Below are 18,456 nucleotides of genomic sequence, written 5' to 3'. Positions count from 1 at the left end.
CGGTCAGCGCCCCGCGAGGGGGTTCTCCAGGGTCCCGACGAGCTGGAGCGCGCCGGACGGGTCGGCGAGGTCCACCATCTGCCGGTTGTCGCGCAGCTGGAGCCGGTTCAGGCAGGAACGCGCGAACTCGGGGGCGAACATGTCGTACTGCCGGAACCTGTCGGCCAGTTCGGGGTTCGCGTGCTGGTACTCGCGGGTGACCTCGGCGACCGTGCGCCAGAAGCCGTCCTCCGCCAGGATCCCCTCGGCGGCCAGGTGCGCGGCGAGGAAGCGGAAGAAGCAGTCGAAGACGTCGGTGAAGATCGACAGCAGCTTCTTGTCCTCGGGGACCTCGACCGCGATCCGCCGCACCTCCGGCGGCAGTACGGCGTCCGGGTCCATCACCGCGATCTCCTCGGCGATGTCCTTGTAGACCGCCCGCCGTACGACACCGTCCTCCAGCACCAGGATGACGTTCTCGCCGTGCGGCATGAAGACCAGGTCGTAGGCGTAGAAGCTGTGCAGCAGCGGGGTGTAGTACGCCCGCAGGTACCGCCGCAGCCACTCGGTGGGCGCGAGGCCGGACCGCTCGATCAGCGCGCCCGCGAAGGAGGCGCCGGCGTGGTCGACGTGCAGCAGCGAGGCCATGGTCGCGAGGGACTCGCCGCCTTGCAGGGAGGGCACCGGGCTCTCCCGCCACAGCGCGGCCAGCATCTTGCGGTACGGCGAGTAGCGGTCGGTGGCCCGCTCGTACTCCTGGTGCCGGTAGCCGACGGCCGCCCGCTCCCGGATGATGCTCAGGCCCGTCGCCTTCAGCACCGGGTCGTTCTCGATCAGCTGGGCCAGCCAGTCGTTGATCGCCGGGGTGGCCTCCATGTAGGCGGCCGAAAGACCGCGCATGAAGCCCATGTTGATGACGGACAGGGCCGTCTTCACATAGTGCTTGTGCGGGGCGCTGCTGTTGAAGAACGTCCGGATGGACTGCTGGGCCAGGTACTCGTCGTCGCCCTCCCCGAGGCAGACCAGGTGCCGCCGGGCCACCTCGGCGGCGAAGGTGACGGACAGCTTGTTCCACCACTGCCAGGGGTGGACCGGGATGAGGAGGTAGTCGGCGGGGTCGAGGCTCTGCCCGGCGAGGGTCTTCGCGAACCGCTCGACGGTGTCCGCCCCCAGCTCCTGCCGGATGAACTCCTCGTACTCGATGCCCACGCCCGCCGTGAACGCGGCCCGCGAGCGGTGCGCGGCCAGCCACACCAGCCGGACCGGGTTCGCGGTCTCCGGGGCGTACGACAGGTACTCGTGGACGCCGAACCCGAGCCGCCCGTTGTTCGCGACGAAGCACGGGTGTCCCTCGGTCATCCCGGTCTCGATCGCCTGGAAACCGCTCGTGGCCAGCTCCGCGGAGGTGACGCGGGGCTTGGTCAGCTTGTAGCAGGTGCCGGAGAGGGTGGAGGAGATCTCCTCCAGGTAGACCGGCAGGATCTCGTCGGACAGGCCCAGGGACTCCCTCAGCTCGATGAAGAAGTCCAGGGCGGCGAGCGGGAGTTCGTCGTCGCCGCGGTGCCGGGTGATGGAGGCGGCGTCGACCTGCCAGTGGTCGAGGGCGCGGCGGACGGCGCGGAAGCGGTAGGCGGTGAGCCCGTCGTCGCTGCGGACGGCGTACCGGCCGCCGTCCAGGGCCTCGGGGGTGATCAGGCACTCGTGCGCGAACTCGGCGAGCGCCTTGCGTATCAGCAGCCGGTTGGCGGTGTCCCAGCGTTCGGGGGACAGGTGGGCCACGGCGTCGGTGAGGCTCATGCGGCCACCGCCTGCTCGAAGCGCTCACGCGTGCAGAAGCTCAACAACGCCCTTTTCTCCGGTTTCTCGATCTCCCGCTCGGGCACGAACCCGACGGCCTCGTTCAGGGCGTGCACGGCCGTGTTGCGCACGTCCGGTTCGACGACGACCCGCGCCACGGCCGGGTCCTCGAAGAGCCGGGCCACCACGGCGGTGATGACGGCCCTGGTGAACCCGTGCACGGGCGCGTCGGCCGGCGGGGTCAGGAAGTGCATGCCGATGTCGCCGGGCCGCGCCTCGTACAGACCGGCCAGCTCGCGGTGGGCGGGGTCGTACGTCTCCATGAGGAAGACGGGCTTCCCGTCGCGCAGCCCGAGCAGTGCCTGATGGTGCTCGTCCGCCGCGATCTCCATGTACGCGCGTTCGACGTCCTCCAGCCTCGCGTCCTGCATCATCCAGAAGGCCGCCTTGGGATGGGTGACCCAGGCGTGCAGCAGCTCGGCGTCCCGCAGGGGATCGACGTCACGGAAGGCGAAGGTCATACGGCGAACTCCTGGAAGGCGATGGTCTTCTCGACCGGGTAGTAGGCGGCGCCGAGCAGCTCGCGGATGATGCAGCTGTTGCGGTACGCGCCCATGCCCAGGTCGGGGCTGGTGATGCTGTGGGTGTGGACGCCGGCGTTCTGGAGGAAGACGCCGCGGCCGGTGGTGTCGACGGCGTAGTTGCGGGCGACGTCGAAGCGGCCGTGGCCGTCGAAGCGGAGCCGGTCGCGCAGGGGGGCGAGGAAGGCCGGCGGCGTGTAGTGGTAGCCGGTGGCCAGCACCAGGCCCTCGGAGCGGATCTCGAAGTCCTTGCCCTGCTCGTCCTGGCGGAAGCCGAGGGTGTACGCGCCGTCCGTGTAATGGGCGCTGTGCAGCGAGGAGTTGGTGAGCAGCCGGGTCGGGACCGGGCGGTCGCCGCTCTCCACGTTCTTCTGGTAGAGCAGATCGAAGATCGAGTCGATCAGGTCCGAGTTGATGCCCTTGAACAGCCCCTTCTGCTGCTTCTCCAGCCGGTAGCGGGTCTCCTCGGGCAGGGCGCGGAAGTAGTCGATGTAGTCCGGGGACGTCATCTCCAGGGTCAGTTTGGTGTACTCCAGCGGGAAGAAGCGCGGGGAGCGGGTGACCCAGTTCAGCTCGTAGCCGTGTACGTCGATCTCGGCGAGCAGTTCGTAGTAGATCTCGGCCGCGCTCTGGCCGCTGCCGACGACTGTGATGGACCTCTTCGCCTGCAGCTCCGCCTTGCGGTGCATGTACCGGGAGGTGTGCAGGAAGTCGCCGCCGAGGTCCCGGCAGGCCTCGGGGACGAAGGGGACCGTGCCCGTGCCGAGGACCAGGTGCCGGCCGCGGTACGTCTCCCCGCGCTCGGTGCGGACGACGTACAGCTCGTCCTCGTACGTCACCTCGGTGACCGTCGTGCCGAACCGGACGCTGCTCAGCCGCCCCGCCGCCCAGCGGCAGTAGTCGTCGTACTCGACCCGCAGGGGATAGAAGTTCTCGCGGATGTAGAACGAGTACAGCCGGCCCTTCTCCTTCAGGTAGTTGAGGAAGGAGTACGGCGAGGTCGGGTCGGCGAGGGTGACCAGGTCCGACATGAACGGCGTCTGGAGGTGGGCGCCGTCCAGGAACATCCCGGCGTGCCACTCGAAGTCCGGCTTGGACTCCAGGAAGACGCCGTCCAGTTCGGCGATCGGCTCGGTCAGACAGGCCAGGCCGAGGTTGAAGGGGCCGAGCCCGATCCCCACGAAGTCATGGATGCGGCGGGCTTCAGGAAGCGCGGTCAAGGGAGTCTCCCAGGTACTGCTCGGCGTGGCCGGCGATCAGGTCGAGGACGGCGGCGATGTCGGCCGTGGTCGTCTCGGGGTTGAGCAGGGTGAACTTCAGGTAGTGGCGGCCGCCCACCTTGGTGCCCGCGACGACGGCGTCACCGGAGGCGAACAGGGCCTTGCGGGCGTAGAGGTTGGCGCGGTCGATCGCGGCCGGGTCGGTGACGGCGGCCGGGATGCAGCGGAAGACGAGGGTGGAGAGCGAGGGCGCCACGACGACGTCGAACCGGGGGTCGGCGGCGAGCAGCTCCCAGCCCTGTGCCGCCAGGTCGCAGACCTCGTCGAAGAGCTCGCCGATCCCGTCGGCGCCCATCACCCGCAGCGTCATCCACAGCTTGAGCGCGTCGAAACGGCGGGTGGTCTGCAGGGACTTGTCGACCTGGTTGGGGATGCGCTCCTGCACCATGCGGCGCGGGTTGAGGTACTCCGCGTGGTAGGTGGCGTGACGCAGGGTCGCCGCGTCCCGCACCAGGACGGCGGACGAACTCACCGGCTGGAAGAAGGACTTGTGGTAGTCGACGGTGACGGAGTCGGCGCGCTCGATGCCCTCGATGCGGTCCCGGTACCTGAGGGAGGCGAGCAGTCCGCAGCCGTAGGCGGCGTCGACGTGCAGCCAGGTGCCGAACCGCTCGCACAGCTCGGCTGTTTCGGGCAGCGGGTCGATGGAGCCGAAGTCGGTGGTGCCGGCGGTGGCGACGACGGCCATGGGGACGAGGCCGCCCTGCACGCAGCGCTCCAGTTCCCGGGCGAGGGCCACGGTCTGCATCCGCTTGTCGTGGTCGACGGGTATCGGGACGACCGCGTCCGGGCCCAGGCCGAGGAGTGTGGCGGACTTCCGCACGCTGAAGTGGCTGACCTCGGAGGCGAAGATCCGCAGTTTCGCCGGGGAGGTGCTCTTGGCCTCCTCCCGGGCGAGCAGCAGCGCCTGGAGGTTGGACTGGGTGCCGCCGGAGGTGAACACGCCGTCGGCGGCGGGGCCTAGGCCGATCCGCCGGGCCGTCCAGTCGATGAGCCTGCGCTCGATCAGGGTGCCGCCGGCCGACTGGTCCCAGGTGTCCAGGGAGGAGTTGACCGCGGAGAGCACGGCCTCGCCGAGCACCGCCGGTATGACGACCGGGCAGTTGAGGTGGGCGAGGTAGCGGGGGTGGTGGAAGTACACCGCGTCGCGCAGGTACACCTCCTCCAGCTCGTCCAGGGCGGCGGTGGCGCTGCCGAGCGGGCGGTCCAGGTCGATGGCGTCCACGCGGGGGGCGAGGGCGTCCACGGTGACGCCGGTGAACGGGCGGTCGGTGGTGGCGAGTTTGGCCGCCACCCGCTCGACTCCTTCGGTCACGGAGCTGCGGTAGTGCTCCGCGGTGAGGCCATTGAGCAGGTGCGAGCGCATGTGGGGGTCCTCCGAGGGGTGATCGAACTTAGGTAAGCCTAACCTAACTTTTAGGAATCGAGGCATGCCTCACCCGTGATCACTGTCACGGGGCGGTGCGGCGCGGTGCGGTGCCTACTCGGCGGCCCGCAACTGCTCTTCGGTCATCCCCTGCCGCCAGTACCCGACGAAGGTCACCCGGCGCCGGTCCACCCCGCGCTCGCCGACGAAGTGCCGCCGCAACGCCTTGACCTGGCCGGACTCGCCCGCGATCCACACGTACGTCCGCTCGTCGCACGGGAGGGCGGCGGCGCGTACGGCGTCGACGGCCGTGGGGGACCCGTCGTGCCGTACGAGCCAGGTGATCTCCGCGTCCGCCTCGGTGCGCACGTCCTGGATGTCGCGGGCGTCCGGCACCTCCAGCCAGGCCCGGGCGCGGGTGCCGGCCGGGAGGGATTCGAGGATCGCGGTCGCGGCGGGTACGGCGGTCTCGTCGCCCCACAGCACGACGAGGTCGGTGTCGGCGGGCGGCCGGAAGCGGATCGCGCGGTTGTCGGCGAGGACCGGCCCGAGCACCAGGGCCCGGTCGCCGGCGGCGGCGCGGGCGGCCCAGCCGGAGGCGGGGCCCGCCGGGGTGTGCAGGGCGAAGTCGATGTCGATCTCGTCGGGGTTCCGGCGCAGGGACCGCAGGGTGTACGAGCGCATCACGGCCCGTACGTCGTCCGGCAGTTCACGCCAGGCCTGCCACCAGCCGTCGCCGAGGTCCAGAGGGACGGCGGGCTCGGTCTGGTGGGGGTGCGGCAGGAAGAGCGAGAGGGACTGGTCGCGCCCCAGTGACCGGAACGCGGACAGCTCCTCCCCGATGAAGGTGATCCGGACCAGAGACGGCCCCAGCCGCCTCGTCCGTACGACCTGAAGGGAGAAGAAACGGTACGGGGCGGCTACGGCCGTCGTCATGTCGGCTCCTGAGATGACGTCAGGTTCGGGGTGCTGGCTGGATTAGCTGACCTTCTTCGCCTTCTCCAGGGCCTCGGCCAGGCTCGTGAGCAGCGGCACGCACTTGTCGTAGGACAGGATCGGCTCGGGGGAGCGGGAGATGACCTGGCCCGCCTTCACCGCGGGCAGCTTCTGCCAGGTCGGCTTGGTGATGGCGGCCGGCTGGAGCGCCGAGGAGCGGTCGTCCATCATGATGATGTCGGCCTGGTACTTGTCGACGTTCTCCCAGCTCAGCGACTCGAACCAGCCGCCGGTCGCCTTCTTCGCGCTCTCCGGCGGCTCGACGAAGTTCACGCCGAGGGCCTTGAAGTACTCCAGGTCGACGGAGAGGTTGGTGCCGGAGACGTAGAAGAGCGGGTCGCTCGCGGAGCCGGCCAGCACCTTGATGTCGGGCTTGGCCTTCGCGGCGGCGCGCAGCCGGGTCGCGGCGGCCTCGAACCGCTTCTTGGCGTCGGTCACCGCGGCGGCCTTCATGTCACCGCCGAGCGACGCCGCCAACTCCCACATGCGCTCCAGGGACTTGGTCAGCTGACGGTCGTAGACGGAGACGGCGACGCTGGGGGCCAGCTGGGCGATCTTCTTCTTGGACTCCTCGGGGACGTACCAGAGGGTGCCGGCGTTGTCGAACGTCGTGGAGATCAGCACGTCGGGCGCGAGCGAGGCGTACTTCTCGATGTTGAACTGGCCCCAGGCGTTGCCGAGGACGGTCACCTTGCTGACGTCCATGTCGCCGGCCTGGACGTCGGCCTTGCCGTCCTTGGTCGTGGTCGGGCCGAAGACGCCCTTGACCTGAACGCCGTAGTCGTGGAGCGCGGCGCCGACGCCGGTGAACGCGACGATGTTCGCGGGGACCTTGTCCAGCTTCACGGTCGTACCGCGGTCGTCCTTGAACGACCAGGGCCCGGACCTGCCTGCGGCCGTCCCCTTGCCGGAGCCACCGTCTTTGCCCTTGTCGTCCCCGCAGGCGGCGAGCGCGGCACCGAGTCCGATGGCGCCGCCCGCGGCGAGGATTCCGCGGCGAGTCAGATGGGTGGCACGGGCAAGGGACATGGATATGACTGCTTTCGAACGGGGCGAGGCGCCCGCCGGACAGGTTCCAAGGTAGGTTAGCCTAACCTCACTCGATGTCCAGAGGTGGGTGCACCCCGGCGCCGCGCCAGCTCGGAAAGGGATCGCCCGATACGGCGGACAGCCCGGAGGGGTCACGGCTAGAGTCGTGCGCGCACGGTCGGCTCTGCCGACTGCGACGGGAATGGGTCCGACGTCCCTTTCGGGCGCGGTGTCAGTAGAGGACACCGCGTCAATCGCGACAACTGCACACACGGCCTGTGCGTCGGCAGGGCCTCAGTTGATCATCCGTTACCGGGGTGGTCGGCCTGAGACACCTGCCATCCTCCACGTGGTTCGCCCTCGGTTCGGCCCCCTCCTTCCGTGGAAGGCAGCCGAGCGTGGATCTACAGATCGTCCTGGGAATTCTGGGGACGGCGGGTGTCGTCTCCGCCTTCCTCTTTGCCCTCAAGGGCATCCTCGACCAGGTGCCCGACGTGATCCGTGCCTGGCGTCGCGTCGTGGCCGAGGCCCGCAGGGGCGAGCGGCAGCGGGACGACGCCGACCCTCCGGAGCCGGCATGACCGGCATGGCGCCCCGCTTCGCCGGCGACACCGGGGAGGCCTTTGGACGGCCCTGCAAGAGCGCAGTGCCGGGGCCGAGGAGCAACGCGGCCGGCACGTTCAGCACGGTGGGGTGCGCGATGCCGCGGCCGTGGCACGACACGACGGCTCTGTGCAGGCGGCTTCGATCTCACCCGTGCCCCTCAACCGAGCCCAGGGTGATGCGCGGCGTCGGCCTTCAAAGCCACCAGCATGTCCTGAAGACCGACGCCGCGCGGCGTCTCATCGCACTGCCTCAGCTCACCTCGATGGTGACCTTCCACGGCGCGATGGCACGGGGGCACGCGTGCCCGGGGCCGGCGTGGCACTGCCGCACGGCGGTGACGGTGCTGGTGCCCGGGCCGTCCGCGTGCACGACCGCGTACGCGTCACCGGCCGGTGTCATGCCGCTGACAGTCCGAGTCAGGACGTGGGCGTCGCGAGTGCTCGGCATGCTCCACGTGTACGTCAGGCCCCGCTCGCGGGAGGCCTTCAGGCGGATCTCGGTGTCGTCACCGACCGACCGGGCCACGCTGCGGCCGTTGTCGGAGTCGGTGAGGACGAGGCGGTCGGCCCGAGCCGAGTGCGGCGCGGCGGAAGCGGCCGGGGTGACCAGCGTGGCGGTCACCATCAGTCCCAGCGTCAATCCGGTCGCGTACTTCGCGGCTTTCACGGTTACCTCCAGGCAGATGACGGACGCGCTGACCAACGTCCCGCACGCCCGTCACGCAATGCCCTGCCCCGGGAGAACCACCTGATTCGCCGAAGACCACCCGGTACCTCTAGCTCACCAGCCCCAGCTCACGCGCGATCAGCATCCGCTGGACCTCGCTCGTGCCCTCGCCGATCTCCAGGATCTTGGAGTCCCGCCACATGCGGGCCACCGGGTACTCGTTCATGAAGCCGTAGCCGCCGTGGATCTGGGTCGCGTCGCGGGCGTTGTCCACCGCGACGGTGGAGGAGTAGAGCTTGGCCAGGGCCGCCTCCTTCTTGAAGGGCTCACCGGCGACCAGGCGGCTCGCCGCGTCGCGCCAGGCCAGGCGGGCCGTGTGGGCCTTCATCTCCATGTCGGCGATCTTGAACTGGATCGCCTGGTTGGCGCCGATCGGACGGCCGAACGCCTCGCGCTCCTTCGCGTACTTCACCGACTCGTCCACACAGCCCTGCGCCAGGCCCGTCCCGAGCGCCGCGATGGCGATGCGGCCCTCGTCCAGGATGCGCAGGAACTGGGCGTAGCCCCGGCCCTCCTCGCCCAGCAGGTTGGCCGCCGGGACGCGGACGTCCGAGAAGGACAGCTCACGGGTGTCCGAGGCGTTCCAGCCGACCTTCGAGTACGGCGCCGCCACCGTGAAGCCGGGCGTGCCCGACGGGACGATGATGGAGGAGATGAGCGGCTTGCCGTCCGGCTTGCGGCCGGTGACCGCCGTGACCGTCACCAGACCGGTGATGTCCGTACCGGAGTTGGTGATGAAGCACTTCGTGCCGTTGATCACCCATTCGTTCGTGTCCGCGTCCAGGCGGGCCGTGGTGCGCGTCGCCCCGGCGTCCGAGCCGCCGTCCGGCTCGGTCAGGCCGAACGCGCCCAGGATCTCGCCGGCGCACAGCCGGGGCAGCCACTCGCGCTTCTGCTCCTGCGTGCCGAACAGGTGCAGCGGCATGGCGCCCAGCGAGACGCCCGCCTCCAGGGTGATGGCCACGGAGGAGTCGACCCGCGCCAGCTCCTCCAGCGCGATGCCGAGGGCCAGGTAGTCGCCGCCCATGCCGCCGTACTCCTCCGGGAACGGCAGTCCGAACAGGCCCATGCGGCCCATCTCGCGGACGATCTCGTACGGGAACTCGTGTCGCTCGTAGAAGTCGCCGATCTTCGGCGCCACCACGTCGTGCGCGAACTCCTCCACCGTACGGCGGAGTTCCTCCAGCTCGGGGCTGAGACGGTGGTCCATGCTGATCACTGGTCCTTGTGGGAGAGAGCGCGGACGGTACGGGACGGGCTGGGGCGGCCCAGCCGTTCGGCCATCCACACGCTGGTGGCGGTGAGACGGCCGAGGTCGACCCCGGTCTCGATGCCGAGGCCGTGCAGCATCCAGACGAGGTCCTCGGTCGCGAGATTGCCGGTGGCCGACCTGGCGTACGGGCAGCCGCCGAGGCCGCCGGCGGACGCGTCGACCGTGGTCACCCCGTGCTCCAGCGCCGCGTAGGTGTTCGCGAGCGCCTGGCCGTAGGTGTCGTGGAAGTGCACGCCGATCGTGTTCGTCGGCACGCCCTCCTCGTTCAGCAGGGAGAGCAGTTCGAGCACGTGGCCCGGGGTCGCCACGCCGATCGTGTCGCCGAGGCTCAGCTCGTCGCAGCCCATGTCCCGCAGGGCGGTGCAGACGCGGGCCACCTGGTGCAGCGGGACCGCCCCCTCCCACGGGTCGCCGAAGCACATGGACACATAGCCGCGCACGTGCACGCCCTCGTCCTTCGCCCGGCGCACCACCGGCGCGAACACGGCCAGCGACTCGTCCAGCGAGCGGTTGAGGTTGGCCTTCGCGAAGGACTCGGTGGCGCTCGCGAACACGGCGATCCGCTCGGCGCCGAGGGCCAGGGCCCGCTCCAGGCCGCGCTGGTTGGGGACCAGCACCGGGAGCTCCACCCCCGGAACGTCCTTCACCAGCGGGAACAGCTGCTCGGCGTCGGCCAGTTGGGGCACCCACTTGGGGTGTACGAAGCTCGTCGCCTCGATCGTCGTCAGGCCGGCGTCGGCGAGCCGGCGGACGAACTCCGCCTTCACCTCGGTCGGTACGGCCGTCTTCTCGTTCTGCAGCCCGTCGCGCGCCCCGACCTCGTGGATCCGGACCCGCTCGGGCAGGTCGGTGGTCGGTACGACCATGGGCAGACCCTCGGCGGTCACTGCGCCACCTCCCCGGTCGCCCCGTTCTCCTCGTGTGGTGCGATCACCGCGAGCACCTGGTCCATGGCGACCGTCGTGCCCGGCGTCACGTCCAGCTCGGCGACCGTGCCCGCGTGCGGGGCGGAGATGACGTGCTCCATCTTCATGGCCTCCACCACCAGCAGGCTCTGTCCGGCCGCGACCTCGTCGCCGACGGCGACCTTCACCACCGTGACCGTGCCCGGCATCGGCGCGGTCAGCGAGTCGGCGCCCGCGTGCGCGGCCCCGCTCAGGGACGCGGCGACCGGGTCGTGGTCGCGCACCTGCCAGGCGTCGCCGTCGCGCCCGACCCAGTCACCGGCCCGGTGGAAGGTGTGCCGGACGCCGTCCAGCGTGACGCTCACCCGGTCCCCGGTGACGGTGTGGGAGCCCCGGGGGGTGTACGCCACCGGGTCCTGCACCCGCAGATGGAAGACGGGCGGCTTCGGGGTGCCGCCCAGGCGCCAGCCGCTCGGCACCGAGAAGGGGTCGACCCAGCCCTCGGCGCGGGGCTCCAGCGCTGCCGCGCGTACGGCCGCCGCGGCCTCGTACACCTCCTCCGGCACCTGCGCGGGGACCAGTTCGTCCACCACCCGCTCGACGAGCCCCGTGTCCAACTCGCCGGCCACGACCGCGGGATGGCCCAGAAGCCGCCGCAGGAAGCCCGCGTTGGTCGGCACGCCCAGCGTGACCGTCTGCGCGAGGGCCGCCCGGAGCCTCGCCAGCGCCGTCCCGCGGTCGGGGCCGTAGGCGATGACCTTGGACAGCATCGGGTCGTACAGGCTGCCCACCTCGGTGCCCTCGCTGAGCCCGGAGTCCGTGCGGACGCCGTCGCCCCGCGGCTCGTCCAGCAGCAGCACCGTGCCGCCGGAGGGAAGGAAGCCGCGCGCGGGGTCCTCGGCGCAGATGCGGGCCTCGATCGCGTGACCGGTCAGGGTCACGTCCGCCTGTGCGAAGCCCAGTTCCTCGCCGGCCGCCACCCGCAGCTGCCACTCCACCAGGTCCAGCCCGGTGACAAGTTCGGTGACCGGGTGCTCCACCTGGAGACGGGTGTTCATCTCCATGAAGTAGTACTGCGTCGGGTCGCCTCCCGGCACGATGAACTCCACCGTGCCCGCGCCCCGGTACCCGCAGGAGCGGGCCGCCTGCACGGCCGCCTCGCCCATCGACGCGCGCGTGGCCTCGTCGAGGAGCACGCTCGGCGCCTCCTCGACGACCTTCTGGTGCCGCCGCTGGAGCGAGCACTCGCGCTCGCCGAGGTGCACGACGTTCCCGTGGCCGTCGGCCAGCACCTGGATCTCGATGTGCCGGGGCCGGTCGATCCACCGCTCCACGAGCAGCGTGTCGTCGCCGAAGGAGGCGCGGGCCTCGCGTCGGGCGGCGGCGATCTCCTCCTCCAGGGCCGTCATGTCCCGCACCAGGCGCATGCCCTTGCCGCCGCCGCCCGCCGACGGCTTCAGCAGCACGGGGGCGCCCAACGCGCGGGCGGCCTCGGCCAGTTCGGGATCGCGGCCGCCGGGCACCACCGGTACCCCGGCCGCCCGCACCGTCTCCTTGGCGCGGATCTTGTCGCCCATGAGCGCGATCGCGTCCGCGGACGGGCCGATGAACACCAGCCCCGCCTCCTCGCAGGCGCGCGCGAAGGCGGCGTTCTCGGCGAGGAAGCCGTACCCCGGGTGCACGGCCTGCGCACCCGTACGGCCGGCCGCTTCCAGCAGGCGCTCCACCGACAGATAGCTCTCGGCCGCCGGCGCCGGGCCGATCCGTACCGCCGTGTCGGCCTCCCGGACATGCCGCGCGTCCGCGTCGGCGTCGGAGAAGACCGCCACCGAGCGCACGCCCAGCGAGCGGAGCGTACGGATGACGCGTACGGCGATCTCGCCCCGGTTGGCGACCAGCACTGTGTCGAACACGGTTCCCCTCCTCACATCCGGAAGACGCCGAACTGGGGGTCGCCCAGCGGCGCGTTGCCACAAGCCGTCAGCGCGAGTCCCAGCACCTGACGGGTCTCCAGCGGGTCGATCACGCCGTCGTCCCAGAGGCGGGCGGTGGCGTAGTAGGCGTTGCCCTGGCGCTCGTACTGCGCGCGGATCGGTGCCTTGAAGGCGTCCTCGTCCTCGGCGGGCCACTGCTCGCCGCGCGCCTCCAGCTGGTCGCGCTTGACCGTGGCGAGGACGGACGCCGCCTGCTCGCCGCCCATGACGGAGATCTTGGCGTTCGGCCACATCCACAGGAAGCGGGGGGAGTAGGCCCGGCCGCACATCGAGTAGTTGCCCGCGCCGTACGAACCGCCGACCACCACCGTCAGCTTCGGCACGCGCGTGCAGGCCACCGCCGTCACCATCTTGGCGCCGTGCTTGGCGATACCGCCCGCCTCGTAGTCCTTGCCGACCATGAACCCCGAGATGTTCTGGAGGAACACCAGCGGGATCCCGCGCTGGTCGCACAGCTCGATGAAGTGGGCGCCCTTCTGCGCGGACTCGGAGAAGAGGATGCCGTTGTTGGCGACGATCCCGACCGGGTGGCCGTGGATCCGCGCGAAGCCGGTGACGAGCGTCTGCCCGAACTCGCTCTTGAACTCGGCGAACCGGGAGCCGTCCGTGATGCGCGCGATGATCTCGCGTACGTCGTAGGGGGTACGGGAGTCGACCGGGACCGCGCCGTACAGGCCGTAGGGGTCGGCCTTGGGCTCGGCGACCGGGGTGACGTCCCAGGGCAGGGAGCGCCGGGCGGGCAGCGTGGCGACGATGTTCCGCACGATCCTGAGCGCGTGCGCGTCGTCCTCGGCGAGGTGGTCGGTGACGCCCGAGACCCGGGAGTGGACCTCGCCGCCGCCCAGCTCCTCGGCCGTGACGACCTCACCGGTCGCGGCCTTCACCAGCGGGGGTCCGCCGAGGAAGATCGTCCCCTGGCCGCGGACGATCACCGCCTCGTCGCTCATCGCCGGGACGTACGCCCCGCCCGCCGTGCAGGACCCGAGGACGGCCGCGATCTGCGGGATCCCGGCCCCGGACATCCGCGCCTGGTTGTAGAAGATCCGCCCGAAGTGCTCGCGGTCCGGGAACACCTCGTCCTGCATCGGCAGGAAGGCGCCGCCGGAGTCGACCAGGTAGACGCACGGCAGGCGGTTGTCGAGGGCCACCTCCTGGGCGCGCAGGTGCTTCTTCACGGTCATCGGGTAGTACGTGCCGCCCTTGACCGTGGCGTCGTTGGCGACGATCACGCACTCGCGCCCGCTGACCCGCCCGATCCCGGCGATCACGCCGGCGGCCGGGGCCGCGCCGTCGTACATCCCCTCGGCCGCGAGCGGGGCCAGCTCCAGGAACGGCGAGCCCGCGTCGAGCAGCGTGTCCACCCGGTCCCTGGGCAGCAGCTTGCCGCGCGCGGTGTGCCGGGCGCGGGCCTTCTCGCCGCCGCCGAGCGCCGCCGCGGCCAGCTTGCCGCGCAGCTCCCCGACGAGCGCGAGATGGGCTTGTTCATTGGCCCGCCAGGCCTCCGACGCGGGATCTGCCGCGCTCCGGAGCTCCGGTGCCTCCTGCATCCTGCGGTCCCCTCACCGGTGATCGAACCCGTGGATCACGTGTTAATGAGCGTTAACCATTTCCTCCAGGTTAACGACCGCTAACCTCCCTGTCTAGAATTACTGCATGGTCACCAGAACCGACGCCCCCACCCGGCGCGAGCAGATCCTGAAGGAGGCCGCCCGGCTCTTCGCCGAGCGCGGATTCCACGGTGTCGGGGTGGACGAGATAGGCGCAGCCGTCGGTATCAGCGGCCCCGGCCTGTACCGCCACTTCCCGGGCAAGGACGCGATGCTCGCCGAGCTGCTGGTGGGCATCAGCGGCCAGCTGCTGACGGGGGCCAGACGGCGGCTGGCGGAGGCGGACGGCGCCACCGGCGCGCGAGCCGTCCTCGACTCGCTCGTCGAGGGCCACATCGACTTCGCCCTGGACGACCGCCCGCTGATCACCCTGCACGACCGCGAGCTGGACCGGCTGCGCGACAGCGACCGCAAGCTGGTGCGCCAGCTCCAGCGGCAGTACGTCGAGCTGTGGGTGGAGGTGGTCCGCGAGGTGTACCCGGCGCTGACCGAGCCCGCCGCCCGCTCCGCCGTCCACTCGGTCTTCGGCCTGCTGAACTCCACCCCCCACCTCGGCCGCGCCGGCACCCTGCCCGGCCGCGGCGCCACGGCCGCCCTGCTGCACCGGATGGCGTGCGGGGCGTTCGAGGCGGCGGGCGTCGCCGGGGAGTGACGTGCATCTCTGGACGCGGCCGCGTACTGGCCGGTATCTTCGAGTCTGAGCAAGCGCTTAGACAGCCGATGTGCCGAGGTACGTGGAGGTAACCGTGCGCCGTACGGTGTTCAACGAGGATCACGAGGCGTTCCGGGAGACCCTCCGCGCCTTCATCGAGGCCGAGGTCGTGCCGGTCTACGACGAGTGGTTCGCCGCCGGCCAGGCGCCGCGCGACTTCTACTACAAGCTCGGCGAGCTGGGCATCTTCGGCATCAACGTGCCCGAGGAGTTCGGTGGCGCGGGCCTGGACAGCCACAAGTTCGAGGCCGTCCTCTACGAGGAGACCGCGCGCGCGGGCGTCCAGTTCGGCGGCTCCGGCGTGCACGTGCTGCTCGCCCTGCCCTACATCAAGATGCTGGCCACGGACGAGCAGAAGAAGCGCTACCTGCCGAAGTTCGTCACCGGCGAGGAGATGTGGGCCATCGCGATGACGGAGCCGGGCACCGGTTCCGACCTCGCGGGCATGAAGTCCACCGCCAAGCTCTCCGAGGACGGCACGCACTACGTCCTCAACGGCGCCAAGACCTTCATCACCGGCGGCGTCCACGCCGACCGCGTGATCGTGTGCGCCCGCACCTCCGCGCCCACCGCCGAGGACCGCCGCCACGGCATCTCCCTGTTCGCCGTCGACACCAAGTCCGAGGGCTACTCCGTCGGCCGCAAGCTCGACAAGCTCGGCCTGAAGACCTCCGACACCGCCGAGCTGGCGTTCGTCGACGTCAAGGTGCCCGTCGAGGACCTGCTCGGCGAGGAGAACAAGGGCTTCTACTACCTCGGCCACAACCTCGCCTCCGAGCGCTGGGGCATCGCCTTCGGCGCCTACGCGCAGGCCAAGGCCGCCGTCCGGTTCGCCAAGCAGTACGTGCAGGAGCGCACCGTCTTCGGCAAGCCGGTCGCCCACTTCCAGAACACCAAGTTCGAGCTGGCCGCCTGCCAGGCCGAGGTCGACGCCGCCGAGGCCGTCGCCGACCGCGCCACCGAGGCCCTGGACGCCGGCGAGCTGACGCCCGCCGAGGCCGCCTCCGCGAAGCTGTTCTGCACCGAGGTCGCCCACCGCGTGATCGACCGCTGCCTCCAGCTGCACGGCGGCTACGGCTACATGAACGAGTACCCGATCGCCCGCCTGTACGCCGACAACCGCGTCAACCGCATCTACGGCGGCACCAGCGAGATCATGAAGTCCATCATCGCCAAGGACATGGGCCTGTAAGGGCCGTGCAACCCGCCGCCCACGAGTGGCCGGTACAACTGACGCCATGAGCCAGGCACTTCAGGACCTCCTCGATCTGCTCGACCTGGAGCAGATCGAGGAGGACATCTTCCGCGGCCAGTCCCGCTCCGCCGTCGTACCCCGCGTCTTCGGCGGGCAGGTCGCGGCGCAGGCGCTGGTCGCCGCAGGGCGGACGGTCCCCGCGGACCGGCCCGCCCACTCCCTCCACGCGTACTTCCTGCGCCCGGGCGACCCCGGCGCGCCGATCGTCTACACCGTGGACCGCATCCGCGACGGCCGCTCCTTCACCACGCGCCGCGTCGTCGCCGTACAGCACGGCAAGCCGATCTTCCACCTCTCCGCCTCCTTCCAGGTGGACGAGGAGGGGCTCGACCACCAGACGCCGATGCCGCCCGCCCCGGACCCGGCGACCCTGCCCACCTCCCAGGAGCGGCTGCGCGGCTACGGCCATCTCGATCCGGCCGTGGTCGAGAAGTTCCTTGAGGCCCGGGAAGCGGTCGATCTGCGCTACGTCGAGGAGCCGCCGTACGGCCGGTTCGGCACGGCGCGCGAACCGCACTCGCAGGTGTGGTTCCGCACCAACGGCAAGCTCGACGACGACCCCCTCCTCCATGTCGTCCTCGCCACCTATGTCTCCGACATGACCCTCCTCGACTCCGTGCTGCTCGCGCACGGCCGTGGTGGCTGGGCCGTGGGGGACGTCGTGGGCGCCTCGCTGGACCACGCGATGTGGTTCCACCGGCCCTTCCGCGCCGACGAATGGCTGCTGTACGACCAGGAGTCGCCGTCCGCGCACGGCGGCCGGGGTCTCGGCCAGGCCCGGATCTACACGCAGGACGGGCAACTCGCCATCACCGTCATCCAGGAGGGCGTGGTCCGCGTCCCACGTGCCTGATTCGTCCCGAGATGCCGGATGGCGGATAGGCCACTACGCTCATTCAGTGAAGCCGCAGTACACGGCGTGACCGACCGGACACGATTCGTGCAAGCGGAACGTGTGATGCCGGAAGGCATGGCCGTGTGGCCAACCTCTGCGGTGACACCTGAAGAGCGCGCCGTGCCTTCCCCCTCCGTGAGCGCGGCGCCCGACCATCCGACCCGCCCCTCCCCTTCCCCGGGACACGCGGCAGATGATGGAAACGAAAGGGTACAACCCATGCGAGCACAGCGCATCAAGCGTTATGTCGTGCTGTCCACTGCCGGCCTGATGCTGGCGGGCGGAGCCTCGATCGGCGCGGCCGGCACCGCTGCTGCGGCGCCCGAGGGCCACCGCGGCGGCCACCACCGGCACCACGAATGCGGCTGCGGCGGCGGCCGTCACCATCACGGCGGCCGTCACCACGGCGGCAACCGCGGCCGCAACGGCGGTGGCGGCGACCGCGGCCGCAACGGCGGCGACAACGGCCGCGGCGGTGACAACGGCCGCGGTGGCGGCGACAACGGCCGCAACGGCGGTGGCGACAACGGCCGCAACGGCGGTGGCGACAACGGTCGCTGACCACTGACGCAGACAGCGCCTACACTGTGCGGCTCCGCGCGCGAGGAGCCGCACAGTGCTGTTGTCCGGTGCTGTCAGTCCGTCACGAGCCCCGACTCCGCCAGCAGATAGGCCGTCAGCGGGTCGTAGTAACGCGGGCTCAGCACATGGTCGTCCAGCGGTACGACGGCCTGGAGGGTGCCCTCGGACTCGGCGAGGAACAGCGCCGGGTCGTTGCAGTCGGCGTACCCGACGGAGTCGACACCGTGCTGCCCGGCGTACCCGGCCCACCCGTGGTCGGCGACGACGAGGTCGGGCAGCGGACGCCCCTCGCGCTCAAGTCCCGTCAGAACGGCCCGCATCGGCTCCCCGGAGTGGGTGTGCCACAGCGTCGCCCCGTGCTCCAGCACCGCCACGTCCGCGAACTGCATGACGTACCCCTCGTCCGTCTGGAGTCCGTCCGGGACGACCACGATCTCGCAGCCGGCGGCGCGCAGCGCGGCGGCCGTGGCCCGGTGCACGTCCAGCAGGCCGCCCGGGTGACCGGTCGCGAACAGCACCCGCTGGCGCCCCTCGGCCGCCTTGCGCAGCCGCGCCGCCATCCGCTCCAGCCCGTCCACGGTCAACTCGGGGTCGATGGTGTCCTGTCCGTACCGGTACTCGGGGTCGTCGTTGACGCCCACCCGCTCGGCCATCACGGCGAGCACGTCCTGCTCGTCCGCCCAGCGGTCGTCCAGCTCCAGACCGAGCCAGTAGTGGCGGTCGCCGTTGGCCAGCTTGCGGTAGTGGGAGAGGTTGTTCTCGCGGGGCGTGGCGACGTCCCCCGCGATACGGGTCCTCACCAGATGGTCGACGAGCTGGGCGCGGCTGGGTGTCCCGGATATCGGCATGCCTTCCATTGTGAGGCAGCGCGGG

General features: G+C 70.8%; 17 protein-coding genes. 5 read left to right on the top strand and 12 right to left on the bottom strand.

The window, feature by feature from the left end; all coding sequences use genetic code 11:
* Nucleotides 1-3: 3 nt before the first annotated feature.
* From AC4OXY_RS20880 to AC4OXY_RS20855, 6 genes are all read right to left on the bottom strand, one after another.
* The gene (locus AC4OXY_RS20880) at nt 4-1,776 is read right to left on the bottom strand and encodes an IucA/IucC family protein (protein WP_491994415.1); all 1,773 of its coding nucleotides are present in this window, start codon (nt 1,774-1,776) and stop codon (nt 4-6) included.
* On the bottom strand, nt 1,773-2,297 hold the full coding sequence (locus tag AC4OXY_RS20875; RefSeq protein WP_491994414.1) for a GNAT family N-acetyltransferase: 525 nt from the start codon (nt 2,295-2,297) through the stop codon (nt 1,773-1,775). The genes AC4OXY_RS20880 and AC4OXY_RS20875 overlap by 4 nt, the downstream gene beginning before the upstream one ends.
* Nucleotides 2,294-3,577, bottom strand: coding sequence for a lysine N(6)-hydroxylase/L-ornithine N(5)-oxygenase family protein (locus AC4OXY_RS20870; RefSeq protein WP_362819716.1), 1,284 nt, complete (start codon nt 3,575-3,577; stop codon nt 2,294-2,296). The genes AC4OXY_RS20875 and AC4OXY_RS20870 overlap by 4 nt, the downstream gene beginning before the upstream one ends.
* Nucleotides 3,561-5,003, bottom strand: coding sequence for a lysine decarboxylase DesA (desA, locus tag AC4OXY_RS20865; RefSeq protein ID WP_356023237.1), 1,443 nt, complete (start codon nt 5,001-5,003; stop codon nt 3,561-3,563). The genes AC4OXY_RS20870 and desA overlap by 17 nt, the downstream gene beginning before the upstream one ends.
* A gap of 114 nt (nt 5,004-5,117) precedes the next feature.
* Nucleotides 5,118-5,939, bottom strand: coding sequence for a siderophore-interacting protein (locus tag AC4OXY_RS20860; RefSeq protein WP_491994413.1), 822 nt, complete (start codon nt 5,937-5,939; stop codon nt 5,118-5,120).
* A 42-nt stretch (nt 5,940-5,981) separates the two neighbouring features.
* On the bottom strand, nt 5,982-7,028 hold the full coding sequence (locus AC4OXY_RS20855) for an ABC transporter substrate-binding protein (protein ID WP_491994412.1): 1,047 nt from the start codon (nt 7,026-7,028) through the stop codon (nt 5,982-5,984).
* Between the two features lie 398 nt (nt 7,029-7,426).
* Here AC4OXY_RS20855 and AC4OXY_RS20850 point away from each other — a divergent pair, with 398 nt between their 5' ends.
* Nucleotides 7,427-7,609: a hypothetical protein gene (locus AC4OXY_RS20850; protein ID WP_356023230.1), complete on the top strand. Its 183-nt coding sequence runs from the start codon at nt 7,427-7,429 to the stop codon at nt 7,607-7,609.
* Between the two features lie 274 nt (nt 7,610-7,883).
* Here AC4OXY_RS20850 and AC4OXY_RS20845 read toward each other — a convergent pair whose 3' ends face one another.
* From AC4OXY_RS20845 to AC4OXY_RS20825, 5 genes are all read right to left on the bottom strand, one after another.
* The gene (locus AC4OXY_RS20845; RefSeq protein ID WP_491994411.1) at nt 7,884-8,300 is read right to left on the bottom strand and encodes a hypothetical protein; all 417 of its coding nucleotides are present in this window, start codon (nt 8,298-8,300) and stop codon (nt 7,884-7,886) included.
* Nucleotides 8,301-8,409: 109 nt separating this feature from the next.
* A complete protein-coding gene (locus AC4OXY_RS20840) occupies nt 8,410-9,570 on the bottom strand; it encodes an acyl-CoA dehydrogenase family protein (RefSeq protein ID WP_356023226.1) in 1,161 nt (386 codons plus the stop codon).
* 5 nt (nt 9,571-9,575) lie between these two features.
* Entirely contained in the window at nt 9,576-10,520 is a 945-nt protein-coding gene (locus tag AC4OXY_RS20835) for a hydroxymethylglutaryl-CoA lyase (protein WP_491994410.1), read from the bottom strand.
* The gene (locus AC4OXY_RS20830; RefSeq protein ID WP_491994409.1) at nt 10,517-12,451 is read right to left on the bottom strand and encodes an acetyl/propionyl/methylcrotonyl-CoA carboxylase subunit alpha; all 1,935 of its coding nucleotides are present in this window, start codon (nt 12,449-12,451) and stop codon (nt 10,517-10,519) included. The genes AC4OXY_RS20835 and AC4OXY_RS20830 overlap by 4 nt, the downstream gene beginning before the upstream one ends.
* Before the next feature lie 11 nt (nt 12,452-12,462).
* Complete coding sequence (locus AC4OXY_RS20825; RefSeq protein WP_362819708.1) at nt 12,463-14,079, bottom strand: carboxyl transferase domain-containing protein; 1,617 nt, start codon at nt 14,077-14,079, stop codon at nt 12,463-12,465.
* Between the two features lie 106 nt (nt 14,080-14,185).
* Between AC4OXY_RS20825 and AC4OXY_RS20820 the strand changes: the two genes are divergently transcribed.
* The 4 genes from AC4OXY_RS20820 (at nt 14,186) to AC4OXY_RS20805 (ending at nt 17,562) form a co-directional block, all read left to right on the top strand.
* Complete coding sequence (locus AC4OXY_RS20820) at nt 14,186-14,791, top strand: SACE_7040 family transcriptional regulator (protein ID WP_356023216.1); 606 nt, start codon at nt 14,186-14,188, stop codon at nt 14,789-14,791.
* 94 nt (nt 14,792-14,885) lie between these two features.
* Nucleotides 14,886-16,043 carry an acyl-CoA dehydrogenase family protein gene (locus AC4OXY_RS20815; RefSeq protein WP_356023214.1) on the top strand — a complete coding sequence of 386 codons (1,158 nt, stop codon included), beginning with the start codon at nt 14,886-14,888 and terminating at the stop codon, nt 16,041-16,043.
* 46 nt (nt 16,044-16,089) lie between these two features.
* Nucleotides 16,090-16,959, top strand: coding sequence for an acyl-CoA thioesterase II (tesB, locus tag AC4OXY_RS20810; protein ID WP_356023211.1), 870 nt, complete (start codon nt 16,090-16,092; stop codon nt 16,957-16,959).
* Nucleotides 16,960-17,220: 261 nt separating this feature from the next.
* Nucleotides 17,221-17,562, top strand: coding sequence for a hypothetical protein (locus AC4OXY_RS20805; protein ID WP_362819705.1), 342 nt, complete (start codon nt 17,221-17,223; stop codon nt 17,560-17,562).
* Between the two features lie 74 nt (nt 17,563-17,636).
* On the opposite strand, the gene AC4OXY_RS20800 is transcribed toward AC4OXY_RS20805, so the two are convergent.
* Nucleotides 17,637-18,431, bottom strand: a complete 795-nt coding sequence (locus AC4OXY_RS20800; RefSeq protein ID WP_491994408.1) for a phosphatase — start codon at nt 18,429-18,431, stop codon at nt 17,637-17,639.
* Between the last annotated feature and the right edge of the window lie 25 nt (nt 18,432-18,456).

The sequence above is a fragment of the Streptomyces sp. HUAS MG56 genome, from assembly GCF_058673395.1.
This window is presented reverse-complemented; position numbering and strand designations above follow the sequence as displayed.